Annotated in this window: 23 protein-coding genes and 1 riboswitch; of the genes, 7 read left to right on the forward strand and 16 right to left on the reverse strand. The window is 73.1% G+C overall.

Features of this window, described 5'->3' with window-relative positions; genetic code table 11:
* Window positions 1-45: 45 nt before the first annotated feature.
* The gene (locus ACFQRF_RS10460) at window positions 46-765 is read right to left on the reverse strand and encodes a hypothetical protein (RefSeq protein ID WP_379870813.1); all 720 of its coding nucleotides are present in this window, start codon (window positions 763-765) and stop codon (window positions 46-48) included.
* 115 nt (window positions 766-880) lie between these two features.
* On the opposite strand from ACFQRF_RS10460, the gene hisC reads away from it, so the two are divergent.
* Window positions 881-1,969: a histidinol-phosphate transaminase gene (gene hisC, locus ACFQRF_RS10465; protein ID WP_379870814.1), complete on the forward strand. Its 1,089-nt coding sequence runs from the start codon at window positions 881-883 to the stop codon at window positions 1,967-1,969.
* A 93-nt stretch (window positions 1,970-2,062) separates the two neighbouring features.
* Here the strand turns inward: hisC and ACFQRF_RS10470 are convergent, their stop codons facing one another.
* The 13 genes from ACFQRF_RS10470 to pyrE form a co-directional block, all read right to left on the reverse strand.
* Window positions 2,063-3,328 (reverse strand): transcriptional regulator, encoded by a 1,266-nt coding sequence (locus ACFQRF_RS10470; protein WP_379870998.1) that lies wholly within the window; start codon window positions 3,326-3,328, stop codon window positions 2,063-2,065.
* A 249-nt stretch (window positions 3,329-3,577) separates the two neighbouring features.
* The gene (murA, locus tag ACFQRF_RS10475; RefSeq protein ID WP_379870815.1) at window positions 3,578-4,879 is read right to left on the reverse strand and encodes a UDP-N-acetylglucosamine 1-carboxyvinyltransferase; all 1,302 of its coding nucleotides are present in this window, start codon (window positions 4,877-4,879) and stop codon (window positions 3,578-3,580) included.
* Between the two features lie 431 nt (window positions 4,880-5,310).
* Window positions 5,311-6,219, reverse strand: a complete 909-nt coding sequence (locus ACFQRF_RS10480; RefSeq protein WP_379870816.1) for a phosphoribosylaminoimidazolesuccinocarboxamide synthase — start codon at window positions 6,217-6,219, stop codon at window positions 5,311-5,313.
* 91 nt (window positions 6,220-6,310) lie between these two features.
* Window positions 6,311-7,618: an adenylosuccinate lyase gene (gene purB / locus ACFQRF_RS10485; protein ID WP_379870817.1), complete on the reverse strand. Its 1,308-nt coding sequence runs from the start codon at window positions 7,616-7,618 to the stop codon at window positions 6,311-6,313.
* A 123-nt stretch (window positions 7,619-7,741) separates the two neighbouring features.
* The gene (gene purD / locus ACFQRF_RS10490; RefSeq protein ID WP_379870818.1) at window positions 7,742-8,986 is read right to left on the reverse strand and encodes a phosphoribosylamine--glycine ligase; all 1,245 of its coding nucleotides are present in this window, start codon (window positions 8,984-8,986) and stop codon (window positions 7,742-7,744) included.
* 79 nt (window positions 8,987-9,065) lie between these two features.
* On the reverse strand, window positions 9,066-10,349 hold the full coding sequence (locus ACFQRF_RS10495) for an adenylosuccinate synthase (protein ID WP_379870819.1): 1,284 nt from the start codon (window positions 10,347-10,349) through the stop codon (window positions 9,066-9,068).
* A gap of 172 nt (window positions 10,350-10,521) precedes the next feature.
* Window positions 10,522-10,938, reverse strand: coding sequence for a DUF3151 domain-containing protein (locus ACFQRF_RS10500; RefSeq protein WP_379870820.1), 417 nt, complete (start codon window positions 10,936-10,938; stop codon window positions 10,522-10,524).
* 91 nt (window positions 10,939-11,029) lie between these two features.
* A complete protein-coding gene (locus ACFQRF_RS10505) occupies window positions 11,030-11,497 on the reverse strand; it encodes a hypothetical protein (protein WP_379870821.1) in 468 nt (155 codons plus the stop codon).
* Window position 11,498: 1 nt separating this feature from the next.
* A complete protein-coding gene (locus ACFQRF_RS10510; RefSeq protein ID WP_379870822.1) occupies window positions 11,499-12,257 on the reverse strand; it encodes a hypothetical protein in 759 nt (252 codons plus the stop codon).
* A gap of 112 nt (window positions 12,258-12,369) precedes the next feature.
* On the reverse strand, window positions 12,370-12,846 hold the full coding sequence (locus tag ACFQRF_RS10515; protein ID WP_379870823.1) for a hypothetical protein: 477 nt from the start codon (window positions 12,844-12,846) through the stop codon (window positions 12,370-12,372).
* An 85-nt stretch (window positions 12,847-12,931) separates the two neighbouring features.
* Window positions 12,932-13,459, reverse strand: a complete 528-nt coding sequence (locus tag ACFQRF_RS10520; RefSeq protein ID WP_379870824.1) for a hypothetical protein — start codon at window positions 13,457-13,459, stop codon at window positions 12,932-12,934.
* Window positions 13,460-13,665: 206 nt separating this feature from the next.
* On the reverse strand, window positions 13,666-14,688 hold the full coding sequence (gene fbaA / locus ACFQRF_RS10525; protein ID WP_379870825.1) for a class II fructose-bisphosphate aldolase: 1,023 nt from the start codon (window positions 14,686-14,688) through the stop codon (window positions 13,666-13,668).
* A 660-nt stretch (window positions 14,689-15,348) separates the two neighbouring features.
* On the reverse strand, window positions 15,349-15,882 hold the full coding sequence (gene pyrE / locus ACFQRF_RS10530; protein ID WP_379870826.1) for an orotate phosphoribosyltransferase: 534 nt from the start codon (window positions 15,880-15,882) through the stop codon (window positions 15,349-15,351).
* A gap of 66 nt (window positions 15,883-15,948) precedes the next feature.
* Between pyrE and cutA the strand changes: the two genes are divergently transcribed.
* Together cutA and ACFQRF_RS10540 are read left to right on the forward strand one after the other, a co-directional pair.
* Window positions 15,949-16,293 (forward strand): divalent-cation tolerance protein CutA, encoded by a 345-nt coding sequence (gene cutA, locus ACFQRF_RS10535; RefSeq protein WP_379870827.1) that lies wholly within the window; start codon window positions 15,949-15,951, stop codon window positions 16,291-16,293.
* Complete coding sequence (locus tag ACFQRF_RS10540) at window positions 16,290-16,904, forward strand: hypothetical protein (protein ID WP_379870828.1); 615 nt, start codon at window positions 16,290-16,292, stop codon at window positions 16,902-16,904. The genes cutA and ACFQRF_RS10540 overlap by 4 nt, the downstream gene beginning before the upstream one ends.
* A 50-nt stretch (window positions 16,905-16,954) precedes the next feature.
* On the opposite strand, the gene ACFQRF_RS10545 is transcribed toward ACFQRF_RS10540, so the two are convergent.
* On the reverse strand, window positions 16,955-17,233 hold the full coding sequence (locus tag ACFQRF_RS10545) for a VOC family protein (protein ID WP_379870829.1): 279 nt from the start codon (window positions 17,231-17,233) through the stop codon (window positions 16,955-16,957).
* A gap of 114 nt (window positions 17,234-17,347) precedes the next feature.
* Between ACFQRF_RS10545 and ACFQRF_RS10550 the strand changes: the two genes are divergently transcribed.
* On the forward strand, window positions 17,348-17,995 hold the full coding sequence (locus tag ACFQRF_RS10550) for a PepSY domain-containing protein (protein ID WP_379870830.1): 648 nt from the start codon (window positions 17,348-17,350) through the stop codon (window positions 17,993-17,995).
* A gap of 1,072 nt (window positions 17,996-19,067) precedes the next feature.
* On the opposite strand, the gene ACFQRF_RS10555 is transcribed toward ACFQRF_RS10550, so the two are convergent.
* A complete protein-coding gene (locus ACFQRF_RS10555) occupies window positions 19,068-19,829 on the reverse strand; it encodes a hypothetical protein (RefSeq protein WP_379870831.1) in 762 nt (253 codons plus the stop codon).
* A 299-nt stretch (window positions 19,830-20,128) separates the two neighbouring features.
* On the opposite strand from ACFQRF_RS10555, the gene ACFQRF_RS10560 reads away from it, so the two are divergent.
* The 3 genes from ACFQRF_RS10560 (at window position 20,129) to ACFQRF_RS10570 (ending at window position 24,026) form a co-directional block, all read left to right on the forward strand.
* Entirely contained in the window at window positions 20,129-21,493 is a 1,365-nt protein-coding gene (locus ACFQRF_RS10560) for a sigma-70 family RNA polymerase sigma factor (protein ID WP_379870832.1), read from the forward strand.
* 281 nt (window positions 21,494-21,774) lie between these two features.
* Window positions 21,775-23,436 carry an NYN domain-containing protein gene (locus tag ACFQRF_RS10565; RefSeq protein ID WP_379870833.1) on the forward strand — a complete coding sequence of 554 codons (1,662 nt, stop codon included), beginning with the start codon at window positions 21,775-21,777 and terminating at the stop codon, window positions 23,434-23,436.
* Window positions 23,437-23,471: 35 nt separating this feature from the next.
* Complete coding sequence (locus ACFQRF_RS10570; RefSeq protein ID WP_379870834.1) at window positions 23,472-24,026, forward strand: hypothetical protein; 555 nt, start codon at window positions 23,472-23,474, stop codon at window positions 24,024-24,026.
* Window positions 24,027-24,519: 493 nt separating this feature from the next.
* Window positions 24,520-24,745: riboswitch (cobalamin riboswitch) on the forward strand.
* Window positions 24,746-24,874 lie beyond the last annotated feature (129 nt).

Below are 24,874 nucleotides of genomic sequence, written 5' to 3' on the forward strand. Positions count from 1 at the left end.
CGGCGCGCCAGCGATCCCGGCGCTCCCGGGCCGGTGCGGCGGCCGTCACGACAGCACCTTGCGCTCCCGCTCCAGGGCCGCCTCCGTGAAGCCGACCAGGATCTCCTCGCCGTCCGCCGCCCGGTCGGCCGGGGCGAGCACCGAGGTGCTGCCCAGGTAGTCGCCGTAGCGGTAGAGCAGGGTGTGCAGCAGGACCGTGTCGCCGCCCATCCGGGTCTCGACCACGGCCGCCCGGCTGCCGTCGGCGACCGTGTCGATCTCCAGCGGCTCGATGGTGAAGGCGCTGGTCGTGCCGTCCTCGCTGGTGGCGGTGTAGCTGCCGCACTCCGGCGGGATCTCGGCCGCCAGCGCCTGGGCCGCGATCCCTTCCGGGGGTTTCAGCAGCAGATGCGAGATGGTCCCCTCGTCGTCACCGAAGACGGCGAACGACGCCGGCGCGTCGCGGATCTCGGCCATTCGCGCCCACCGGTTGACGGCGTCGAGGCAGTCGGGCCGGTCGGACTCGGTGGTCTCCCGCAACCGCTCGGTCGCCCGGACCGTGGCCAGACGCGCGTAGCTCCCCGACTCGCTCTGGTCGGCGAGCAGCTTCGCGGAGCCGTACTGCACCATCTGTGCCTGGTGGAGCAGGCCCGCGGCCTCCGCGTTGGGATCCGGCTCCTCCGGCGCCGCCGAACCGCCCCCCGCGCACCCGGACGACGCGATCAGGGTCACGGCGGCCGTCAGTGCCGCCGCCGCGGCTTTGCGTAGTCGGGGAGGGTGCGCCATGGTGCTCGTTCCTGTTCTGTGCGATATTGCGGCTGAGGAGCACCCTGTACCGCGAGACGGGAGATGCTGTCGCGCACTGTAATGGTGCTCTCGCTCAGAGTATCGAGGAAGGACAATGGTGTCGGAGCGGAATTCGCCGTATTTCCGGGCGGTGCTGGGTTCGATCCCGCCCTACCGGCCGGGCCGGGCGGTCACGGGACCGGGCGGGCGGTCGGTCAAGCTCTCCTCCAACGAGTCCCCGTACGGCCCGCTGCCCTCCGTCCTGACGGCGGTCGCCGATGCGGCCACCCAGCTCAATCGCTACCCGGACGCCGGGGCGGCCGAGCTCATCACGGCACTCGCCCGCCGGTTCGAGGTACCCGAGGACCACCTCGCCGTCGGCGCCGGCTCGGTGGGGCTGCTCCAGCAGTTGCTGGAGGCGGTCGGCGAGCCGGGCGCGGAAGTCTGCTACGCGTGGCGGTCTTTCGAGGCGTATCCGCTGCTGGCCGAGCTGTCCGGCGTCACCTCCGTCCGGGTCCCGCTGCGCGACGAGACGCACGACCTGGCGGCGCTCGCCGGGGCCATCACCGAACGCACCCGCATGGTGCTCGTGTGCAACCCGAACAACCCCACCGGGACCACGGTTCGCGAGGCGGAGCTGGTGGAGTTCCTGGACCGCGTGCCCGGCCACGTCCTCGTCGTGCTCGACGAGGCCTACCGCGAGTACGTTCGCGATCCCGCTGTGCCGGACGGCCTCTCCCTCTACCGCGACCGGCCCAACGTGGCGGTGCTGCGCACCTTCTCCAAGGCGTACGGCCTCGCGGCGCTGCGCGTGGGGTTCCTCGTCGGGCATCCGCACGTGGCCGAGGCGGTGCGCAAGACCCTGGTGCCGTTCGCGGTCAACCACGTCGCGCAGGTGGCGGCCGTGGCGTCCCTCGCGGCCGAGGACGAGCTGCTGGAGCGGGTGGCGGCCACCGTCAAGGAGCGCGATCGGGTGCGCGACGCCCTCGTGGCCGACGGCTGGGCGGTCCCGCCGACCGAGGCCAACTTCGTCTGGCTGCGCCTGGGCGCGGACACCATGGACTTCGCCGCGGCCTGCGAGTCGGCCGGTGTGGCCGTGCGGCCGTTCGCCGGTGAGGGCGCGCGGGTGAGCATCGGCACGCCGGAGGAGAACGACGCCTTCCTCACCGTCGCGGCGGCCTACCCCACCCGCGGCGAGCGGTGACGCCGTAGGACGGGCCGGCGGACGGTCTCCGGACCCGGTGAACGGCCGGCCGGTCCACCACCGTGGACCGGCCGGCCGTTCCCGTGCTCCCGGCTACTTGCCGGCCTTGTCCTTGTCCAGCTTCTCCACGATCAGCCGGTAGAGCTGCCGCGGCCGTCCGGGCTGCAGGGTCCGGTTCGGCGGGAGCGGCCACGCCAGGCCCTCCTCGACGAGCGTCCGCAGCAGCCGCCGCGCGGTGCGCGGGGTGACGCCCAGCATGCGCCCGGCGCCCTCGGCGTCGACCACCAGCGGCGCGTCCTCCTCGGCGATCTTCTCCGAGAGGCGGAGCAGGGTTTCGCGGCCCTTGGTCCGCAGCGGCTCGCCGGTCTGGCGCTGCGGCGCCCGCTGCGCCGGGACGAGGGAGCGGCCCTCCCGGTCCACGGCGAAGCTCTGCCGGGTGGCCTGCGCGCGGCTCAGCGCCGCCCGGGCGTGCGTCTCCGCGTCCTGGGTGGTGCGGCCCATACCGATGCCGACCTCGATGGCGATGCCGAGCTCGGTCTTGATCCGCTCGACGAACGGCGGCTGGCGGAAGCCCTCCGTGGCGGCCACCAGGGACCCGCGGGTGGCGGTCACCATGAAGGTGTGGTCGTCCACCGGGTGCGCGGTGGCGTTGATCCGGTGCGCCTCCTGGAGCAGCATCCGGTGCAGCGCCAGCCGCAGTTCGTCCCGCCAGTACCGCGGAGTGGACCGCCGGGTGGAGTCGCGCAGCGTGGGCACGTCCACGATGACCACGCCCAGTTGCGCCTCCTCCAGCCGGTGGTGCGCCCCGAGCAGCCCCGCCGTCTGCAGCGCGCTGCGCACGCCGGCGTTCGTCGGGCGGAGCCGTAGCGTGGGCACGCCCACCGCCTCCAGCCGCTCGGCGACCCCGCGCACGCAGGTGATGGCCATCTTGGTGGCCTTGCGCCGCCACAGGCCCTCGTGGAACGAGGTGAGCTGCGCCGTGCTGGCGAGTTCCTCGTGCACGTGGATCCCGTCGACCGGCAGGTCCACCTCGGAGTACGCCTCGACCACGTCGGTCCGGCTCAGCACGTCCAGGCTCGCCCGGGTGGGGTCGTACCGTTCGTCCAGGGTGGCCCGCAACAGGGCCTCGTGCAGGCTGGCTCCGCCGAGCGGGACGTAGGTGGCGGGCATCGTCAGCACGCCGGCCTTCCGCGCGAACTCGTAGGGGACCGGGCTCGCGAACAGATAGGCGTCGATCGCGGATCCCAGGCGCAGAACCTTGTCGGTCGCCTCTTGCTCGTCTCGATAGGCGGCGGCGATGAGTCTGGCGTTGAGCGGCCCCGTGGACCCCGGGCCCATGAGCATGACGCGTTCGACCACCTCATGCGGCCCGATGACACCAATTGTCAAATCGCCAGTACGCTGCGCACTCACCTCGGGCTGCTCCCCGCTACCATTCCACGCTCTTCACTATGTGCGCCCACTGGTTCCCGACCTGATTTCTGTCACGGCATGATTGCCGAGATCGTACCCATTGTGCGCGCCCAATGAAGATCGTTTGACATAGAACGTCAAAGGCCCGGGCGGGAGCCTCGGCCCCCACCCCGGCGTGAACTGGGGCCTTGGCGGTTACGCGCGCTCTTCGCGCGTGATCTTGGCGCCCAAAGCGGCCAGTCTGCTCGCAAACTGAGAGTGACCGCGGTCGACGAGGTACCCTGGTGCCACGCATGTCTCGCCGTCGGCCACCAGGCCGGCGAGGACGAGTGCGGCTCCGGTGCGCAGGTCGTGCGCCACCACCTCGGTACCGCGCAGTGCGGTGGGACCGTGCACGATGGCGCGGGTCCCGTCCACCTCGATCTTCGCGCCCATCTTGGTCAGTTCGTCGGCGAGCGCGAACCGGCCGTCGTAGATGGCCTCATGGATGTAGCTCTCCCCCTCGGCGAGCGTGGCCAGCGCCATCAGGGGCGACTGCAGGTCCGTCGCGAAGCCGGGGTACGGCGACGTGACGGCGTTGATCGGGCGCAGCGTGGTGCCCGGGTCGCGGTGGACGTGCAGCACGGCGCCCTGCTGGGCGAACTCCACGCCCATCTGCTCCAGCTTCCAGCGGGCGACGCCGAGGTGCTCCAGGTTGGCACCGACCAGGCTGACCTCGCCGCCGGTGGCCGCGGCCATCATCGCGAACACGCCGGCGTCGATGCGGTCCGACATGATCGTGTGCTCGACCGCGGTGAGTTCTTCCACACCCTCCACCGTGATGAAACCGGTGCCGCCGCCGCGGATCCGGGCGCCCATCCGGGTGAGGAACTCGATGACGTCGATGACCTCCGGCTCGAGGGCCGCGTGCTCGATCACCGTGGTGCCGGGGGCCAGCACGGCCGCCATGATGAGGTTCTCGGTACCGGTGTGCGAGGGGGTGTCGAGGTAGAGGTGGCCGCCTCTGAGATTGCGGGAGGTCACCTGGATGTGGTTGCGCTCGTCGTCCTCCGTGACCTCCGCGCCGAGGCGGGCGAAGCCACGGTAGTGGAAGTCCAGGTTCCGGCTGCCGAGGTTGCAGCCGCCGACACCTTCGATCCGGGCCTGCCCCATGCGGTGCATGAGCGCGGGAACGAACAGCACCGACCCGCGGAACCGGGCGGCGATGTGCGCGGGCAGCACCGCGCGCTCGGGGTCGCCGAGCTGTGAGGCGTCGATGACGATCGTGCGCTCCGCCTCGTGGAACTCGACCCGGGCCCCGACGTGCTCGGCGAGCTCCAGTGCGCGGCGGACGTCCTCGATGATCGGCACGTTGCGCAGGACGGTGCGTCCCTTGGCAGCGAGCAGGGCGGCGCCGATCATCGGCAGGACGGCGTTCTTCGCACCCTGGATGAACGCGGTCCCGTTGAGGGGACGGCCGCCGCGGACGCGGTAACGAACCTCCTGGCCCATGCTCATTAGCTCCTTTGTGAGGCAGTCGGTCTAATGGTCGAAATGAGGCGACTCATCGGATTTGTCGGCGTCTCAGACGCGGGTCCTCCGCGGAGCGTTCCGACGAGGCGGGCTCGAACGGCAGCCATCTGGCGATGACTCTATAGCAACGCACTCCGTACGCCCGCTGCTCCTGCGGCGATTCACCTGACAGCGCGGATACCGCTCGACGGCGCCAGGTGCGCGAGCACGGCCGATGCCGGCGGCGCCGGACGCGGCCGTCCGGGACCGGCCAGGGCGGGCCGGTGCGGGTGGGGGAACTGTCCGCTTGACGAGGAGGTACCCCGGGGACGCGGAGACCGGAGCGTCCGCGAACCCGAAGACCCACTGTAGGCGCTGCCGGCGGCGGCCGGAACCCGCGGGCCGGGGCACGGGCCGGCCGGGCGCCGGAAGGCCGGTCAGCCGAGGTCGGGCCGGCTCCCGGTGAGCCGCTCGAACGCCTCGACGTACTTCTCCCGGGTGCGCGCCACCACGTTCTCGGGCAGTGGCGGCGGGGCGACCTCGGCGGCGCGGTCCCAGCCGGAGGCGGGCGAGGTCAGCCAGTCGCGGATGTACTGCTTGTCGAAGGACGGCTGCGGGCGCCCCGGCCGCCACGACGCGGCCGGCCAGAACCGGGAGGAGTCCGGGGTGAACACCTCGTCGGCCAGCACCAGCCGGCCCGCGTCGTCGCGCCCGAACTCGAACTTGGTGTCGGCGAGCAGGATGCCGCGCTCCTCGGCGATCTCCCGGCCGCGGGTGTAGAGCGCCAGCGTACGGTCGCGCAGCGCCGCGGCCAGCGGCTCGCCGTGCCGGGCCGCCACCGTCGCGTAGGAGACGTTCTCGTCGTGTTCCCCGACCTCGGCCTTGGTGGCGGGCGTGAAGATCGGCCGCTCCAGGCGCGACCCGTCGGTCAGCCCCTCGGGGAGCGGCACACCGCACACCTCGCCGGAGACGCGGTATTCGGCCAGCCCCGAGCCGGTGAGGTAGCCGCGGGCCACGCACTCCACCGGGACCATGTCCAGCCGCCGGCAGACGAGCGTGCGGCCGGCCCAGTCGGCGGGCGCACCGGCGGGCGGTGTGTCGGAGACGACATGGTTGGCGGTGAGGTCGGCCAGCCGCTCGAACCACCACAACGAGAGCTGGGTGAGCAGCCGCCCCTTGTCCGGGATCTCGGTCGGCAGCACCCAGTCGAACGCCGAGACGCGGTCGCTGGCCACCATGACCAGGTGGCCGTCCGCCGTGCCGTACAGGTCGCGGACCTTGCCGGTGTGCAGGTGGGTGAGCCCGGGGACCTCGACGGGGACGGGCTTTTCGACGAAACCGCTCATGGTGTGCTCGTGCGCTCTTCGGGTTCGGTGCGGAACGGGACGGGAAGGTGTCCGGGACGGGCGCCGACGGTGGCCGCCCGGACACCCCGGGTCAGCTGAGGGCCTTCAGCCGGTCGAAGACGGCGCCCAGCCGCCGCACGAAGCGCTCCGGTCGGCAGATCTCGTCCAGCCGGGCCTCGTCCAGCGGCACGCCGCGGTCGCCGGCCTCCTCGCGGAGCGTCTCCCGGAAGGGAACGCCCGTCTCCCAGGTGCGCATGGCCGCGGTCTGCACCAGCGCGTAGACGTCCTCCCGGGACAGCCCGGTCTCGATCAGCTCCGAGACGACGGTGGAGGAGTAGATCAGGCCGTGCGTGGAGTCGAGGTTGGCCCGCATGCGGTCGGCGTCGACGACGAGACCGCGCACCAGCCGGGTGGTGAGGTGCAGCAGATAGTCGGTCGCGATGGCGGCGTCCGGCAGCGCGATCCGTTCGGTCGAGGAGTGCGAGATGTCACGCTCGTGCCAGAGCGGGATGCCCTCCATGACCGGCACGATCTGGCCGCGCACGATGCGCGCCATGCCGCAGATGCGCTCCGACATGATCGGGTTCTTCTTGTGCGGCATGGCGCTGGAGCCCTTCTGGCCCTTGCCGAAGGGCTCCCAGAGCTCCCGCACCTCCGTGCGCTGCCCGTGCCGCACCTCCAGGGCGATCGCCTCGCACACCGTCGCGATGACGGCGAGGGCGCTCACCCACTCGGAGATGCCGTCGCGGATGACGACCTGGGTGGAGACGTCGGCCGGGCGCAGGCCCAGGTTGCCGGCCACGTACCGCTCGACCTCGGGGTCGATGTTGGAATAGGTGCCGACCGGCCCCGAGATCGCCATGACGCCCACGGCCTCGCGGGCGCGGCGCAGCCGGTCGCGGGACCGCGCCATGGCGAACGCGAAGTCGGCGACCCGGTGGCCCCACACGTCGGGCTCCCCGTGGATGCCGTGCGTGCGTCCCACCCGCAGCGTGTCGCGGTGCTCCAGGGCGTGGTCGCGCAGCACCGCGACGAGTTCGTCGGCCTTGGCCAGCAGGATGTCGGTCGCCTCGACCAGTTGCGCCGCGAGCGCGGTGTCGAGCAGGTCGGAGGAGGTCATGCCGAAGTGCACCCACGCGGCGGCGCTGCGCGGCTCGGTGTTGTCGGCCCAGGCGGTGAGGAAGGCGATGACGTCGTGCTGGGTGACGGCCTCGATCTCGGCCACCCGTTCCGGCGTGGGAGGCGGCGCCTGGCGCACCGGCTCGACGGCGTCGGCCGGGACGGTGCCCGCCGCCGCGTGCGCCTCCAGCACCAGGGTCTCGACCCGGCACCACAGCTCGTACTTGTGGGCGTCGCTGAAGACGCGCCCGATCTCCGGAAGGGTGTAGCGCTCGATCACGCGTCCATTTTTGCAGGTGCCGGGGGCGGCCGGTCAGGCGGTGACGAGATCGGCGGGATCGGGCGGCGGTCCGCGGCTCACGCGGCCGCCGCCCGGCGGGATCTCCGGCCGAGGTCGCCCCGGCTATCGCGCCGCCGACAGCGCGATGTCCGTCCGGTGGTGCGAGCCCCGCAGCTCGATCTTCGCCACGGCCGCGTAGGCGCGCTCGCGGGCCGTCGCGAGGTCCGGGCCGGTGCCGACCACGTTGAGCACCCGGCCACCGGCGGCGACCAGCCGGCCCTCGGGGTCGCGGGCCGTCCCCGCGTGCAGCACGTAGGCGCCCTCGACCGCGTTGGCGGCCGGCACGCCCGAGATCACGTCGCCCTTGGCGGGCGTGCCGGGGTAGTTCTCCGCCGCGACGACGACCGTCACCGCCGCGCCGGGGTGCCAGTCCAGGCGCGCCGTTCCGCCGAGCCCACCGGTGTCGGTGGCCAGGAGCAGGGCGCCGAGCGGAGTGGCCAGCCGGTCCAGCACCACCTGGGTCTCGGGGTCGCCGAAGCGGGCGTTGAACTCGACGACGCGCGGTCCCTTGGCGGTCAGCGCCAGCCCCACGTACAGCAGGCCGCGATACGGGGTGCCGCGCCGCGCCATCTCGGCGATGGTCGGCTCCACAACGGTGCGCATGACCTCTTCGACCAGGCCGGGCGGCGCCCACGGCAGCGGGGTGTAGGCGCCCATTCCCCCGGTGTTGGGACCGGCGTCGCCGTCGCGGGCCCGCTTGAAGTCCTGGGCCGGCAGCAGCGGCACCGCGTGCGTGCCGTCGCTGAGGACGAACAGCGACACCTCGGGGCCCGCGAGGTACTCCTCGATCACCACCCGGCCGCACTCGGCCGCGTGCCGCTCGGCGGTCGCCAGATCCTCCGTGACCACCACGCCCTTGCCGGCGGCCAGGCCGTCGTCCTTGACCACGTAGGGCGGGCCGAACACCCGCAGCGCCTCGGCCGCCTCGGCCGCCGTCTCGCAGACGTAGGCACCGGCGGTGGGCACGCCCGCCGCCGCCATGACCTCCTTGGCGAACGCCTTGGAGCCTTCCAGGCGGGCGGCCGCGCGGTCGGGACCGAACACGGCGATGCCGCGAGCGCGCAGTTCGTCGGCGACGCCGGCGACCAGCGGCGCCTCCGGGCCGATCGCCACCAGGTCCACCCCGAGGCGGACCGCCAGTTCGGCCACGGCCGCGCCGTCGGTGGGGTCGAGGGAGTGGTTCACCGCCGACTCGGCCGTGCCGGGGTTGCCCGGGGCACAGTGCAGGCCGGTGACTCCGGGATCGTGGGACAGCGCTCGGACGAGCGCGTGCTCGCGGCCTCCGCCGCCGAGAACGAGGGCTTTCACAGCAGGGACCCTAGTGGTTTCGGGGATGTCGATCGTGCCGGACGGCGCGTGGCCGTCCGGCGGGGGCGGCCGGGACCGGTCACACCAGGGAGCGGAGCTCCAGCGTCTGCTCCCGGCCCGGCCCGACGCCGATGGCGGAGAACGGGGCGCCCGACATCTCCTCCAGGGCGCGCACGTACGCCTGGGCGTTCTTGGGCAGTTCCTCGAAGGAACGCGCCTGCGACAGGTCCTCGGCCCAGCCGTCCAGGTACTCGTACACCGGGGTGGCGTGGTGGAACTCCGTCTGCGTCATCGGGAACTCGTCGTGCCGCACGCCGTCGATGTCGTAGGCCACGCACACCGGCACGCGCTCCAGCCCGGAGAGCACGTCGAGCTTGGTGAGGAAGAAGTCGGTGATGCCGTTGGTCCGCGCCGAGTAGCGGGCGATCACCGCGTCGAACCAGCCGCAGCGCCGGTTGCGCCCGGTGGTGACGCCGTACTCGTGCCCCTTCTGGCGCAGCCACTCACCGGACTCGTCGTGCAGCTCGGTCGGGAACGGCCCGGCGCCGACCCGGGTGGTGTAGGCCTTGAGGATGCCGATGACCTTGGTAATGCGGGTCGGCCCGATGCCCGCGCCCACGGCGGCGCCGCCGGCGGTGGGGTTGGACGAGGTGACGAACGGATAGGTGCCGTGGTCGACGTCGAGGAGGGTGGCCTGCGAGCCCTCCAGGTACACCGTCTTGCCCTCATCGAGCGCGCGGTTGAGGACGAGCCCGGTGTCGGCGACGTAGGGCCGCAGCAGCTCGCCGTAACCGACGTACTCCTCCAGGATCTGCTCCAGCTCCAGCCCGCGGCGGTTGTACACCTTGGTCAGGATCTGGTTCTTGTCGTTGAGCGCCAGCTCCAGCTTCTTGCGCAGGATCTTGGCGTCGAACATGTCCTGGACCCGGATGCCCACCCGGGAGATCTTGTCGGCGTAGGTGGGCCCGATGCCGCGGCCGGTGGTGCCGATCCGCGACTTGCCGAGGAAGCGTTCGCTGACCTTGTCCAGCGCACGGTGGTAGGGCATGATCAGGTGCGCGTTGGCCGAGATCAGCAGCCGCTCGCAGGTGACCCCGCGCTGCTGGAGGCCGCGGATCTCCTCGAACAGCACCGCCGGGTCGATGACCACGCCGTTGCCGATGACCGGCACCACGTCCGGGGAGAGCACCCCCACGGGAAGCGAGTGCAGCGCGTACTTCTCGTCGCCGATGACCACGGTGTGGCCGGCGTTGTTGCCGCCCTGGAACCGAACGACATAGTCGACGCGGTCACCGACGAGGTCGGCGGCCTTGCCCTTGCCCTCGTCTCCCCACTGGGCGCCAATGATCGTGATGGCCGGCATCCGCGTCTACCTCTTCCCTACCTACGAGGACCGTGGGCACAGTCGTCACGCCCGGCGTGACAAAGCCCCTGGCGCAAGAAGCGACAGGGGCTCTTGCGTATTGAGGGTACATGACCGTACCTGGCCGGTTAAGGGACCTTGGACGCCGGTCACCTGCCCGTTCGGCCGCGCCTCAGCCCGCGAGCTCCTCGGCGGCGGTCGCGCTGCTGTCCCGCAGGAAGGTGGCGCAGCGCTCGTGCTCCTCGGTTTCGCCGATGGCGCCGGCGGCCTCGGCGAGCAGGTGCAACGCGCGCAGGAAGCCGCGGTTGGGCTCGTGCTCCCACGGGACCGGCCCGTGTCCCTTCCAGCCGGCCCGCCGCAGCTGGTCGAGGCCGCGGTGGTAGCCGGTCCGGGCGTAGGCGTAGGCGGCCACCGGGTCGCCGGAGTCGAGGGCGCGCTGGGCGAGGGCCGCCCACGCGGCCGAGTAGGCGGGGAAGCGGGCGGCGACCTCGGCCGGGTCGGCGGCCGCGGCAAGGGCCTCCCGCGCCTCGGGGGAGTCGGGCAGCCGCGTCTCGGGCGGCTCGCCGAGCAGGTTCTGATGCAGGCTCATGCCGCCCATCCTGCCAGCGCCGCGCCCCGGAGTGGGACGCGGTACCGGCCGGAACGCCCCGGTCAGGCCGCGCGGGCGCCGCTCGGCGACGTCAGGACGGGCCGGTGAGGAACGCCGCGGTGAGCCCGGCGGCCCCGGCCACCGCAACGGCCAGCAGGACGATCTCGGCCCGCCGGGCGGTCGCGCGGGCGCGGTCCAGCTCCGCGCGCTCCCGGGCGGTGCGGTCCTCGATCTCGGTGTCGCCGGCGGCGGCTTCCGCGGCGGCCCGCTCCATCTCCGCGTGGATCTCGGTGATCCGCGCGCGGACGGCGGACACGTCCCGCGCCGGGTCGTCACCCGCCAGCGACTCGATCAGCCGCTCCTTCTCGGCGAGGAGTTCGGTCTGGCGGCGGATCGCGGCCTCCGTCACGGCGAGTCGGTCTCCCCGGGCCCGCGCGTCCAGGAGTCCGCCCGGGACGTCCAGAGAGTCCCAGGACAGGCGTGTCGCGGCGGACACGGCGATCACCGCCGCCGCGACCAGGAAGGCGATCTCGAACAGGTAGTGGACGATCGTCGCCATGTCAGCGCCTCCCACGCCCGCCGAGCCGGAATTTCGGCCGCGCGGCGGTCGTCCGCGTCCCGGCGCTGCTCCGCGTCCCGGAGGTGCCGTGGCGCCTGGACCGGCCGGATCCGGGCGGCTTCGTCGGGTCCAGCCGGTGGGGGTGGTCGGCGATCTCGGCGAAACGCCGCACGACGTCGCGTTCGCCCGTCGTCTTCTCCATGAACTCGATCATCTCCTCCAGGGTCCGGGGAAGGGAGTCGAGGTTGCGCATCACCTTCTCCAGGGGAATCTCCGGCGGGACCTCCAGCGGCTCGACCCGCTCGCGCTCGTCCATGCCGCGCACCAGTTCGATGCCCTGGCGGAACCGTTCGGCATCGTCGGCGGTGAAACCCGGCCGGAGCCGGAAGCCGATCTCGACGCCCGGCGTCATGATCTCCGCATAGCTCTGGGTGAGCACCCCGTGCTCGCGGAGCGTCTCGACGTCCCCTCTGATCTCCCGCCGCGTCTCCTCGATGACCTGCAGGTGGCGGGCGTGCTTCTCCGCCGCGCCGGCGATGCGCTTGCGCTCGGCGCGCTCCAGCTGGGCGTAGTCCTGGGGTGCGACCGCCTCCAGCAGCCCCTGCTGGTAGATGTTCTCCACCGCCTCCAGGCGCGCGGCCCGTTCCTCGGCGACGTGGCTCTTGACCTTGTCATGCTTGATGAGGGCCTGTCTGACGGACAGCCAGCCGCCCACCGCGAGCGGCGCGGCCACGATCAGCCACGCCAGGAAGCCCATCACGCCGGCCACCTCCGGCCCCGCGCACGCTCGGCCCTGGTGCCCGACGGCCCCGGGCGGGACGCGTCCGGACTCCGCATGCCGCTCTCCTCGTTTCGGCCCGTGGCCACGCCGTTCACACCCCCACCGCGATCAGCAGCACCGCCAGCACCACGAGCAGCGCGGACCCGACCACGATCCGCCGTGTGTCGCCCGGGGTTCCCGGTGCGGCGGCGAAGTCGGGCTGCGCACCCGCGGCGGCCATGCTCTCCTCCACAACGCCGTCGAGCCGCCGCAGCTCGCTCCGGGCGGCGGCCAGGGCCTCGGCGGCCTCCCCGGCCTCCGCGGTCGCCGAGGTGGCCGTCGCGGTCCGGTGCCGCATGATGGCGAGGAACAAGGTGTCCAGGGTGGTGTTCTTGGCGGCGAGCGCGCTCTGTGCGCGTGCCGACCGCTCGTTCGCCGCGTGGAGGCGGCGCAGCGCCTCCAGGAGGGCGCGATGGCCCTCCGGATGGGACCGGTAGGTCCCCGTCCTCGTCCACCTGCGGTAGAGGACGAGCCGGACCACTCCCGCGGCGAGGATCGCGAGAGCCGAGACCGTGGCGATGGTGCTCATGGTGACAACCGTTCAGAGGCGCGCGCACGCGCGTGGTCGGGATCGGGGAGCCGCGCAGCGGGCGGCCGGGCGGAACCGAGCGGGATCACCGGCTCCGGCGGGACGCGGAACCGCCGCGCCGTCGCGTCCGTTCTGACGCCAGTGTGTTGCGCCCCGCGTCCACGGCCGCGCGCGCCGCCCCCGCCGTGTCGCGGACACGCTGCAGCATTCGGGGGAGCAGCCGTGGGTCCTGCCGCCGCTCGTCGTCGGCACGGGCCTGCTGGAGGAGCGGGGATCCGCTGGTGAGCAGCCGGGCGTTCTGGATGGCGTGGCTGCGCTCGCCGAGGGCGTCGGCGTGCATCTGGACCATGTCCGCGTACTTGCCCGCCTCCGCGCGGGCGTTCCGGTACGGCTGGGCTCGCTGCTTCAGGTCGTCCAGCGCGTTGGTCTGGTGCGCGACGAGTTCCTCTTCACGCTGGTTCTGCCGTTCCCAGAGCGCCGTGCTGATCGAGATGCGCCGGTACGTGTACGTCGCGATGGAGCCGATGACGACCGACGTCGGCACGATGAGCGGCAGGTTGGTCTGGAAGGCGCTGAGGAGCGGTCGTAAGAACTCAAGCAGAGCCGGGATCATTGGACGTTTTCTCGTGTCTTTCCGGAGCATGACGCTGAACCGCAGGTGAATCTACGGTATCGAGCGGGGAACGTGATCACGCGGTCCGGCACTTTATACTGCTATACCGACTTGTTGGGTAGGGAAACTTGCCGCTCCGGTGCGCCGGTGTCCGGGTCGACAGGGAAGCCGGCCGCCCCTCCGGGAGGGGCGGCCGGCACCGCTGACTAGCGCATCTTGTTGCCGGCCGACTTCAGCTGCTGCGCGGCCTCGGCCACCCGCGCGGCCATGCCGGCCTCGGCGGCCTTGCCGTAGGAGCGCGGGTCGTAGACCTTCTTGTTGCCGACCTCACCGTCGATCTTGAGCACGCCGTCGTAGTTCTTCATGACGTGGTCGACGATCGGCCGGGTGTAGGCGTACTGGGTGTCGGTGTCGATGTTCATCTTCACGACGCCGTACTCGATGGCCTCGTGGATCTCCTCCAGCGTGGAGCCGGACCCGCCGTGGAAGACGAGGTCGAACGGCTTCTCCTTGCCGTACTTGGCGCCGACCGCGTCCTGGATCTCCTTGAGGACCTCGGGGCGCAGCTTGACGTGGCCCGGCTTGTACACGCCGTGCACGTTGCCGAACGTCAGCGCCGCCATGTAGTAGCCCTTGTCGCCGAGCCCGAGCACCTCGGCCGTGCGCAGGCCGTCACCCGGGGTCGTGTAGAGCTTCTCGTTGATCTCGCCGACGATGCCGTCCTCCTCGCCGCCGACGACGCCGACCTCGATCTCCAGGATGGTCCGGGCGGCCTTGGACGCGGCGAGCAGTTCCTCGGCGATCTGGAGGTTCTCCTCCAGTTCGACCGCCGAACCGTCCCACATGTGCGACTGGAACAGCGGCTCCTTGCCGGCGGCCACCCGCTCCTTGGAGATCTCCAGCAGCGGACGCACGAAGCCGTCGAGCTTGTTCTTGGGGCAGTGGTCGGTGTGCAGCGCGATGTTCACCGGGTACTTGTCGGCCACGATGCGGGCGTACTCGGCGAACGCCACGGAACCGGTGACCATGTCCTTCACGGTCGCGCCCGAGAGGAACTCCGCGCCGCCGGTGGAGACCTGCACGATGCCGTCGCTCTCGGCCTCCGCGAAGCCGCGCAGCGCAGCGTGCAGCGTCTGGCTGGAGGTCACGTTGATCGCCGGGTAGGCGAAGCCCTGCGACTTCGCGCGGCCCAGCATCTCGGCGAAGACCTCTGGGGTAGCGATAGGCATGGTTAAGACTCCCTGGTTCGGCCTGGAGCGTTCACTGATCGGCCTCGTCGGTGCCGCGAGGCCAGTCTGTCACTGGATCACCCATGGGGTTACCCGGCCAGTATCGCGAACACCTGTGGTTCGCGAAAGGTCTAGACCAGAATGCCGAATCGGGGCGGAGCCGGGACGCGCGGACGGGCGACGAAGCGTGCGGGAACAACCCCGTTATGTAATTGATGTGACATTAAGTGGAGATCGACCCCCTTCGGCCATCGATTCTCCGGGTCGGGTCACGCTACATTCTGCTGCGTGGGACGACATCGCAATGATCCGCGGGGCGTTGGACAAGCACTGGCCATCGCCGGCGCGGTCGTTCTGTTGGTCGCGTTGGTGGTTCTGGGCGGGTACTTCCTCTACCGCTCACTGCCCGGGACGAGCGACAGCGCCGTGCCCACCCAATCGGGATCAGCCCTTGAGACGAGCGGCGTCACGGCCGCGGCCGGCTGACGTCGGCGCACCTTCACGCCGGACCGGCCACGGCCGACCGGCGTCGCCGTCGTGTGCGCGGCGACGGTCCGTGGTGCTGCCCGGCGTCCCTCCGCGGTGCCGCCGGTCCCGGGCCGTCCTCGGCCGGAGGAAGCGGCCGGAGACACCGCGGCGCGCGTGTCCGGCCGCGCCACGTCACACCGCCAGATCGGAGAGTTCGTACACCGCCCGATAGGGCAGCCCCGCCTCGGCGACCGCCGCGCGAGCGCCCCGGTCGACGATGACGGCCACCCCCACCACTTCCGCGCCGGCCTCGCGCAGCGCCTCCACCGCGGTCAGGACCGAGCCACCGGTGGTCGAGGTGTCTTCCACCGCGAGCACGCGCCGTCCCGCGACGTCCGGCCCCTCGATCCGGCGCTGCAGCCCGTGCGCCTTGCCGGCCTTGCGCACCACGAAGGCGTCCAGCCGGCGCCCGCCGGCGTGCGCGGCGTGCAGCATCGCGGTCGCGACCGGGTCGGCGCCCAGGGTGAGTCCGCCGACGGCGTCGTAACCGAGGTCGGCCGTCGCCTCCAGGAGTACCCGGCCGACCAGCGGCGCGCTCTCGCCGTCCAGCGTTACCCGGCGCAGGTCCACGTAGTAGTCGGCCTCCCGCCCCGAGGAGAGGGTGACTCTGCCGTGAACCACGGCCTTATCGTTGATGTGCCGAAGAAGGTCCTCGCGATCGCTCATGATCCATGAGCCTAGAGCGCGCCCGGACCCGCCCATCACCCGCCCTGAGCTGCGAAGGGGAGACACATGGCGGAACAGCCGGCCGAGGGCCGCTGCCTGCGGGTCGAGATGACCACGGACGGCCCGGCGGAGGCCGAACGGCTCGCGCGGTCGGTGATCGAGCGCCGCCTGGCGGCCTGTGCCCAGGTCGGCGGGCCGGTCACCAGTTGCTACCGGTGGGAGGGCGAGGTCCGCTTCGACAAAGAGTGGACGGTGGTCATGAAGACCGCCGCCGACCGGCTGGACGCCCTCACCGCCCACCTGGTCGAGGAACACGGGTACGACGTCCCCGAGATCATCGCGGTGCCGGTCGAAGGCGGAAACCCCGGCTACCTGCGCTGGGTGGTCGGCGAAACCCGGCCGGAGGCGTGACCCCCGCCAGCGCCGTGCTGCTGCACAGCCCGCTGGCCGACGCCCGGGCGTGGGGCGCGCTGCCGGAGCGGCTGGCCCGGCGCGGCGGGCCGCTGGCCGACGTGGTGGTGCCGAGCGTCGAGGACGACGACCGGCCGCCCTACGCCGCGCGGTACGTGGCGCGCGCCGCGCTGGAGATCGCGCGGGCCGCCCCCGCGGCCCCGGTGCTGCTGGCCGCCGCCGGCTCGGCCGGACCGCTGCTGCCCGCGATCGGCGCCGCGCAGCGGGCCGCGCACCGCCGGATCGCCGGCTACCTGCTGGTCGACGCGCTGCTCCCCGGATCCGGCCGGGCGAGCCGGGCCGACCTCGCCGCCACGCAGACCCCCGAGTGGCCGGGCCCGGCACCGGACGCCGCCGATCCCGCCGCGCGGCCCCCGGAGTTCTTCGCCGAACCGCTGCCCCTCGTTGCCGACTGGCCCGACGCCCCCTGCGGCTACCTGCTCACCGATCCCCGCTACGCCAGGTGCGCCCGGCTGGCCGGGCTGCGCGGCTGGCCCGTGGTCACCCGCGAGCCGGGCGGCGGGCCGGACGAGGTGGCCGCCGCGGTGGAGGAGCTGGTCGCGCTCCTGTAGCCGGGGCCGGAGCGCGGTCCGCCGACGGTCGGCGGACCGAGCAGGACCGATCAGTCTCTGACCAGGCAGAAGGGGTGCCCGGCCGGATCAGTGCGGACCCGCCACCTGTCGTGACCCGGCTGGTGATCCGGCTCACCCGCGCCCGGTTCCAGCAGCCGGGCCTCGGCCGCGTGCAGGTCGCCGACCGCGAAGTCCGGGTGGAACCGCCGGGGAACGGCCGAGTCAGGCCATTGCGGAGCCCGATGGTCCTCGACCCGCACTAGAGGCCGCCGCCTGCGCGCCGACCCGCGGGGCGTGGACGACGGCCGCGACCCACCTCGGAGATCCAAGACACGCCCTAGGCTGCCCTTAACGTCGCGGCAGCGCGCCGCTAGGACCCTCCGGGGGAGTCTGGGAACCGTGACCGACCGGGATCGCAGGACGACCAGGAGAGGACCCCTGATATGACCCCCACCCGTTTCGGCAGGACCCCGCTGCTGATCGCCGGCGGCGCGGCGCTCGGCGTGATCGCCCTCGGCGCGGCCGGTCTGGCCGTGGCCGCGACCGGTGGCCTCGGCACCGGCGGCGAAGCCCCCACCCACATCTCGCTGGCCTCCGACGACGGTGGCGGCGACGCTCCGGCCGTCAGCCCGGCTTCGGACAACGGCGGCAGCGGTGGTGACGGCGGCGGCACGCTCGACCTGCTGGCGGCCGCCGAGCGCGCCGCCGCCGAAGTACCGGACGGCATCCCGCACGACGTCGAGTTCGACGACGGCGTCTGGGAGGTCGACGTCGTCACCGTCGCCGACGAGCGCGACCACGAGTTCCACGTGGACCCGGACACCGGCGAGGTGACTCCGGTCCACGAGGAGCGGGCCGACGCCGAGGACCTCGCGGTGGCCGACGTCGAGACCGACCTCGCCGCCGCGGTACGCGCGGCCGAGGAGGCGATCGGCGGTCCCGTGACCGAGCTGCAGTTCGAAGCCGCCGAGCGCGACGATGACGGCGACGACCGCGAGGACGCCGTGCACCACTGGGAGGCCGAGGGGCAGAACGACCGCGAGGCCGCGCTCGACGCCACCAACGGCGAGGTCCTGGCCACGGACGACTGACCGGACCGCCGGTCCCGGCCCTTCCCGTCCGGGCCCGCCACCACGGCGGACCCGGACGGCCGGTTCGTGAGCCGTCCAGGGCGAGTGCCGTCCACGCTCCGCCGTCCGCCGAGTCGGCGCGTTTCCGGGCACGTCCCCGCTCGGCGCCCGTGCGCGGCCGCAATTTCCGGGCACGAGAACGCGCCGTTCGCCGCATGCGGGAGACGGGCGGTGGCCCGTAACCGCTGTCCCGCGGCAGGCGATGGAGGTCGGAGAGAAGCCGGCGCACCACGTACTGAAGATCGCCGAATCCGGCCGCTTCGCCATCTGGCCCGCGCCAATTGAAGACGCCCCTTTGGCACCGCACCGTGGGCCCGCCCGGCAGCGACAAGACCGAAACCGAGTCGTGCACCGCGCCGTACACCCGGCGGACCCCATGGGGGAGCAGCGTCGCGTACGACCGCTGGGCCGGTCCGGCAGCGTCCACTCCGCCGACGCCGGACCTGCTGCGCGGGGTCGCCTGCCAGCCCGCACCGTGGTTCGCACGGACAGGCGAGCCGGAACCTCCGGCTCCGATGCGAGCCGGAGATCCGCCGTTCCGGAAACGAGGGTGGCTGTGGCCGCGTGGGCGGGGCGCGATGGGCCTCACCGGTCACCTCCCGCTTCAGCGGACATCTGACGCTGAACGCCGTTGGTGGTCGCCGCACCGCGCCCGTCCTGTGGCCAGTGCGCCGTGACCGGTGGAACCGCACCACAGGGCGGGTGAACCGCTTCGTCACCGGTACTGCCGAGTCCCCGAGTTCCCGGTGCGGAACGCGCCGAGCGCCCGGGAACGGCCACGCGAAGCGTGCCGCCGGGCCTCGCGGCGAGGCCCGGGCGAGGCGCCGGTGCCCGTGGACCCGCCAGCACGGCGGACCCGGATGGCCCGCCCAAGCGAAGGGCGCCCCGGGAACGCCGCCTCTCCGCGGCGTCCCCGGGGCGCTCCAGCCGGGCCGCGTCCGCCCTCTCCGCGGGCGCGGCCCGGCCGCACCGCCGGCCTCCCGGTCGCGCCCCCTCTACGGGACCGGGCGGGGCCGGCGGCGCCGACGGGACGTCACTCGGTGGACGGCGGACGTCCCACGTCGGTCAGAAAGTCCAGCGCCTCGGCGTAGCTTGATGGCAGGTCGGCGGCCCACAGCGCCGCCTCGTGCTCACGACGCAGCCGGTCCCGCAGCGCGCCGGTGCGGTGCGGCAGGTCGGGCGTCACCCGCGTGACGATGCCGATCCGCTCCCGCGTCAGCAGCGCCAGTGACTCCCCCCGCCGGAAGAAGCGGCGCAGTTCGTGGCCGAGCACGATCATCCGGGCCGCCCGCCGCCACGGGTCGACCGCCGGGTCCAGCGCCACGACGAGGAGCCGGTGGGTGTGCGGCAGCGGCCGGTCGGGTGTCGCCGCCTGGTACAGCTCGCCCAGCCGGGTGCGCAGGTAGCCGGCCGTGGCCAGCCCGGTGAGCGGGTCCCGGCAGTCCTTCGGTGTGGTCTCGCCGCCCACCCAGCCCTCCGCGAGCGCCTTGACGAGCTCCAGCGGAGGCGCCGGCCAGTCCAGCACGTCGCAGAGCGCGGCGAGATCGTCCAGGGCGGCGCTGATCGCCACCCCCGATCGCGCCCGCGCCCGGCCGAGACGGTCGCAGCAGTCGGCCAGCCCGCCGCCGGTCACGGCGGCACGGCACACCGCGTCCACCGCCGGTGTCCACCACTCGTCGCGTGGCGGCCAGCCGGTCGCCCGGCTGCGTCTCGACCACCGTGCGCGCAGCCGGATGTCCGCGTCGACGCCGCCCGTGCCCGCCACGTCCGGGCGGTCGATCCCGGGTCCCCCCATGGCCTGCTCCTGTCGTTGCCGGTCCGCTGTGCGGCCGGGCGGCCCGCCCCCCCGGGCCCTCCCGATCGCCGTCACTGGGAACACGGACGTCGGCGGCGGTTATGACGCGGAATCCGAGAAATTTTTTCGCGGACGTATTTACATGGGAATCAGCACGCCAAGCGCCGGTAAAGCGGGATGTACCGAAAGCCGGGGTCACTGCGGCGTGGGGGTGGCCGCGGCGCGGCCGGTGGGGAGGGACGTTGCATGGCTGAGGGCGGGGCATGACGGACGCGCGGCACGACTACGCTGAGCTTCTGATGGGTGACGAAGAGTTGATCGACGCGGTCCGCGAGGGCGACTCCGGCGCCTTCGCGACCCTGTACACGCGGCACGGTGACGCGGCACGGGGACTGGCGCGCCAACTCGTCCGGGCCGACGCCGAGGTCGACGACGTCGTCTCCGAGACCTTCGCGCGGGTGCTCGGCATCCTGCAGCGCGGCGGCGGCCCCCGCGACGGATTCCGCCCGTACCTGCTCAGCACCGTGCGCAACGTCGTCTACGACCGCTACCGGGGCGAACGCCGCCAGGTCGTCACCGACGACATCGAGAGCCTCGACCACGGCGAACCGTTCGTCGATCCCGCGGTGGAGGGGCTGGAGCGGTCGTTGATCGCACAGGCCTTCCTGTCGCTTCCCGAGCGCTGGCAGTCCGTCCTGTGGCACACCGAGATCGAGGGCGCCCGGCCGGCGGAGGTGGCGCCGCTGCTCGGCATCAGCGCCAACAGCGTGGCGGCGCTCGCCTACCGGGCCCGCGAGGGGCTGCGCCAGGCGTACCTGCAGATGCACCTGGCCGGAGGCGCGGCCGAGTCCTGCCGGCCGGCCCTGGACCGGCTCGGCGCCTACGTCCGCGGTGGCCTGGCCAAGCGCGAGACCGCCGTGGTGGACCGGCACCTCGGCGGCTGCGCCGACTGCCGGGCCGTGTACGCCGAACTGATCGACGTCAACCTCGGGCTGCGCGGCACGGTCCTTCCGCTCATCGCCGGTCCTGGCGCGGCCGGGTACCTGGCGTCGCTGGCGGCCGGCCCGCTCGCCGGATGGTGGTCCAGGCTGCCCAGGCGGCAGCGGCAGGCCGCCGCGGTGGGCGCCGCGACGGCGGTCGCCGCGGCCGAGGCGGCGCTGGCGCTGGTGGGCGACGAGGAGCCGCTGCCGCCGGCTCCCACGCCGCCGGCCGCGGCGTCGCCCGTCCCGCCGCACCACCCGCCGAGCCCGCCCGCGGAGCCCGGCCCCGGCCCCGTCCCCCGGCCGACGCCGCCGGCGGCTCCCGAAGAGCCCCCGCCGGCCCCCGCGCCCGCTCCGGAGGAACCGGAGCCCCCGCGTCCACCCGGCCCGCCCGCCCCGCCGGAGCCGCCCGCGCACCCGGACCCCCCGGCGCCGCCCGTCGCGCCGCAGCCGCCGGAACCTCCGGACCGGCCCGATCCCCCGCGCACGCCCGCGCCCCCCGAACAAGGCACGGCCGCGCCACGCCAGGGCCTGGTCATCCACGTACACGGCGCCATCGCGGTCGGCGTCGCGGACCACGGCGTCCGGGTCCACGCCGACGCACGGATCCTCGTCGGTCCGTCCCCGGCGCCCGCTCCCGCCCGGCCCACCGCGCAGCACGCGGCAGCGGTGCGGGCGGGCTGACCGGCGGTCCACGGCGGCCCGGCGCCCTGTCCGGCGGCGCCGCGGACCGCCGGAACCCGGCCTCCGGGCCCCGCGACACCGCCGCCGGAAATCTCGCGGAAACCCGCCGGACCGCTGCCATTCGCCTAGCTCACAACCCTGGGTATCGGAGAGCGCACACAAACCGGCACAGACTTGGCTAGGCTGTGGCCCGGCCTGTCTTTGGCCAAGTGCCGATGCCGGAATCCAAGGACCGGGCGACCGGCCCGGGAGACCAGAACCAAGGGAAGGAGCGGTGTCGCGTGGATCGCTGCGCGCTGTTCGTTGACGCCGGCTACCTCCTGGCCGACGGCGCGATGGCTGTGCACGGAACTCGCAACCGCGACTCCGTGTCTTGGGATTACGCGGGACTCGTACAGCTCCTCAACGAGGTGGCACGTGACCGCACGGGGCTGCCGCTGCTGCGCTGCTACTGGTACGAGGCGACCCCCGAGGGACGTCGCACCCCGGAGCAGGACGGCATCGCCGACATCCCCGGCATCAAGTTCCGAGCCGCGCGTATCCGTCCGGGCAGACGAGAGGGCGTCGAAAGCTATGTGCAACGGGACCTGACCACGCTCGCGAGGACCGGCGTCCTGTGCGAGGCCGTCCTGGTCAGCGCGGACGAGGACATGGCGCAGGTCGTCGCCGACGTGCAGGACCTCGGCGTCCGGGTCACCGTCATCCACATCTCCGTGGAGGGCAACTGGACGATCTCCCGCGCGCTGCGCCGGGAGTGCGACGATCTGATCGAGATCGGAGCCGGGCACCTCCGGCCGTACGTCAACCTGCTGGCGGGCTCGGAGTCCCCTGAGGACACCACGCCCGCCGTCGCGCGCGGCCCGCTCAGCAACGGGCGAGGGCGGGCCAGCACCGGCCCGGTGACCCGCCAGCCGGTGACCGCGCACGCGGGGTCGTCCCGCGTCGAGCCGGCCCCGTCGCCGGCCTCCGGGCTGGACGCGCTGTTCGCCGGCACCGGCGCGCAGCCGGCCGCGAGCGGCAGCGCCATGGACCAGTTGCGCGCCATGCGGCAGAGCCTGGCCCAGCAGCGCGGGGGCGACCACCTCGCCCCGCAGGGGTCCGACACCATGGAGCCGCGGTCGCCCAACGCCTCCGGGCCGATCGACACCAACGGCTTCCCCACCGCGAGCGCGCCCACGCCGCCGCCGCAGGCGCCGCCCAGCGCGGCGCACGCCGGCATGGCGCCGGCCCCCAACCCGGCCGCCGACCCCGGTGGCGGTGGCCACGCCGCCCCGCCCACCGGCGCCCACCCGGGCATGCGCGGGATCGCTCAGCAGGGCGGATACGGTGGTGCTCCCCACGGCCAGCCGGCGCCGCCGGCCCAGCAGCCGCCGACCGGGGCGCACCGCAACCCGCTGATGGGCGGCGGCCAGTACGAGCGCGAGGCGCCACCCTCGCGCGGCGCGCCACCGGGTCCCGACCCCCGGTACGGGCCGAACACGGGTGAGAACCCGGGGTTTGGGGGTAACACCGGCCCAAACCCTACTTTTGGGGCCAGTACGGGAGCTGATGCCAGCTTCAGGAGCGCTGCCGAGACCCAGCCGGGTCTCGGGTCCGCTACTGGCCCCCGTCCCGACCACTCACCGGTCCAGCATGGGCCGTACACCAATCCGACGCCGCGGGTGGGCTACGTCCACCCCGGCTCCTCAACCGCGCGCACCGTCGAGGACGCCGTCGAAGTCGCCGCTCGCGAGGGCAGCGACTTCGCGGAGTCCATCGCGCGCGACGCGCCGGTGCTGTGGCTTGAGGCCGTACTCGCCCGCAAGCCACGCATGCCATCGGACCTGGAGGCCCGATTGCTCCAGGGGTCGGCGCTGCCCATCGACTTCCTGCTGCGCGACGAGGTTCGGCACGCGCTCCGGCAGGGATTCTGGGACGCTCTTGAGCGTTCCCGCGATCAGTAGGACGTGGCGTGCAGCGGCGACGAGGGAGGGTGGCAGTGACCCGCGTGACAACGTCAGACCTTGACCGGTTGGAGTTCCGAGCCGTGCAGTCCGGCGACCACGCCGCCGTCGCGCGCCAGCTGACCGACCTCGCCAACCGGGTCGACGCCGACAGCGAGATCTCCCGCGCCGAACTGTTCGTCCGCGCCGGGGAACAGTGGGAGATGGCGCAGGAGTTCGAACGCGCCTCCGCCCTCTACCAGCGCGCCATCGACGACGGAGGCGTCACCATCATCGACGCCCGCGCCCTGCAGGCCGGCGCGCTGCTCGAACTCGACCGCATCGACGAGGGGTACGCCCAACTCGACCGGCTGCGCGCAGAGGGCCCGCGCAACCTGCCCACGTTCATCCACATCGCCGAGACCCTCCAGGCCCACGACGACCTCAAGGGTGCGCACGTGTGGGCCACCCTGGGTGTGGAGCGGTTCCGGCACCAGGACGTCTCACCGTACATGCACGATCTGCTTCTGGAACTGCTGCGCATCCGGTTCCGGATCCGGATGGATCTCGGCCTCGGCGAGGACGAACTCGACAAGCTGCTGGACGAGTAGCCCTTCCGGACAGCGCCGCCCGCCCGTTCCGTGGCGCGGTGTCGGCGGGTGCTGCGGAGACGGCGTGCAGCGCACATCTCGCCGAGACGGCCGACGCCCTGCCCGGCGCCGGGGCGCCGCGCCGTCGTCGCCCCGGACGGCGGCGTCGGCCGCCGCCGTGCGCGCCTGAGCACGGAACCACTCCGCCCCTGCTCGGCGGTGAGGTCGGCCCACAGGCGGGGGAGTTCGCCGGAGAATCCGCGCGTGTCCAGCTCGCCGACCGCGAATCGGTGTTCCAGCTCGGTCGGCTCCGCGACCGTCCCGCGGACGCGGGCCACCTCCAGGCTCGCCGTACCGCCGTTGAGCAGGGTGCCGTCCATGTCGAACACGTGCGGTCGGGTCATCGCGGTCGGTATGCCAGCCGGGACAGGGTTCGGGCGCAACGGGTTTTGGAAGCGTGGTATGAGGCGACACACGCTATCTTGCGGTGGTCGCGCGCCCCGGACACTAGATGTAGTATCGCTCCGCTGGTGGTTCACCGCCGGGGGTGACGCCCCACGGTGAGGCAAGAGGGAACCCGGTGCGAGTCCGGGACTGCCCCGCAGCGGTGAGTGGGAACGAACACCGTCACCACGCACTGGGCGTCGCGCCATGGCGCCTGGGAAGCGACGGTCAGTAGGCGCGGCCACCCCGGCCCGGAGCCCACGAGTCCGAAGACCTGCCACCGGTGGCGCGTGCTGCGCGCAGAACGGGGCTTCGAGGGTGGGCCGCCGCGATACCAGGAGATCGTTGCAGCGTGGGCGGTCGTGCCCACGTCTCCTGCGTGTGCGCTCCCCCCGGCACCCCCACCGGCTTTCGCTATCTGGTTG

This window comes from Marinactinospora rubrisoli (assembly GCF_042664915.1).
GTDB classification, from domain to species: domain Bacteria; phylum Actinomycetota; class Actinomycetes; order Streptosporangiales; family Streptosporangiaceae; genus Marinitenerispora; species Marinitenerispora rubrisoli.

Excerpts from the sequence above, each read along its gene's own strand:
- cutA (WP_379870827.1), top strand. The coding sequence starts at position 15,949 with ATGGCGGAACAGCCGGCCGAGGGCCGCTGCCTGCGGGTCGAGATGACC.
- ACFQRF_RS10560 (WP_379870832.1), top strand. The coding sequence starts at position 20,129 with ATGGGTGACGAAGAGTTGATCGACGCGGTCCGCGAGGGCGACTCCGGC.
- ACFQRF_RS10550 (WP_379870830.1), top strand. The coding sequence starts at position 17,348 with ATGACCCCCACCCGTTTCGGCAGGACCCCGCTGCTGATCGCCGGCGGC.
- ACFQRF_RS10515 (WP_379870823.1), bottom strand. The coding sequence starts at position 12,846 with ATGAGCACCATCGCCACGGTCTCGGCTCTCGCGATCCTCGCCGCGGGA.
- ACFQRF_RS10495 (WP_379870819.1), bottom strand. The coding sequence starts at position 10,349 with ATGCCGGCCATCACGATCATTGGCGCCCAGTGGGGAGACGAGGGCAAG.
- ACFQRF_RS10500 (WP_379870820.1), bottom strand. The coding sequence starts at position 10,938 with ATGAGCCTGCATCAGAACCTGCTCGGCGAGCCGCCCGAGACGCGGCTG.
- ACFQRF_RS10480 (WP_379870816.1), bottom strand. The coding sequence starts at position 6,219 with ATGAGCGGTTTCGTCGAAAAGCCCGTCCCCGTCGAGGTCCCCGGGCTC.
- ACFQRF_RS10555 (WP_379870831.1), bottom strand. The coding sequence starts at position 19,829 with ATGGGGGGACCCGGGATCGACCGCCCGGACGTGGCGGGCACGGGCGGC.
- murA (WP_379870815.1), bottom strand. The coding sequence starts at position 4,879 with ATGAGCATGGGCCAGGAGGTTCGTTACCGCGTCCGCGGCGGCCGTCCC.
- pyrE (WP_379870826.1), bottom strand. The coding sequence starts at position 15,882 with ATGAGCGATCGCGAGGACCTTCTTCGGCACATCAACGATAAGGCCGTG.
- ACFQRF_RS10520 (WP_379870824.1), bottom strand. The coding sequence starts at position 13,459 with ATGATCCCGGCTCTGCTTGAGTTCTTACGACCGCTCCTCAGCGCCTTC.
- ACFQRF_RS10460 (WP_379870813.1), bottom strand. The coding sequence starts at position 765 with ATGGCGCACCCTCCCCGACTACGCAAAGCCGCGGCGGCGGCACTGACG.
- hisC (WP_379870814.1), top strand. The coding sequence starts at position 881 with ATGGTGTCGGAGCGGAATTCGCCGTATTTCCGGGCGGTGCTGGGTTCG.
- fbaA (WP_379870825.1), bottom strand. The coding sequence starts at position 14,688 with ATGCCTATCGCTACCCCAGAGGTCTTCGCCGAGATGCTGGGCCGCGCG.
- ACFQRF_RS10505 (WP_379870821.1), bottom strand. The coding sequence starts at position 11,497 with ATGGCGACGATCGTCCACTACCTGTTCGAGATCGCCTTCCTGGTCGCG.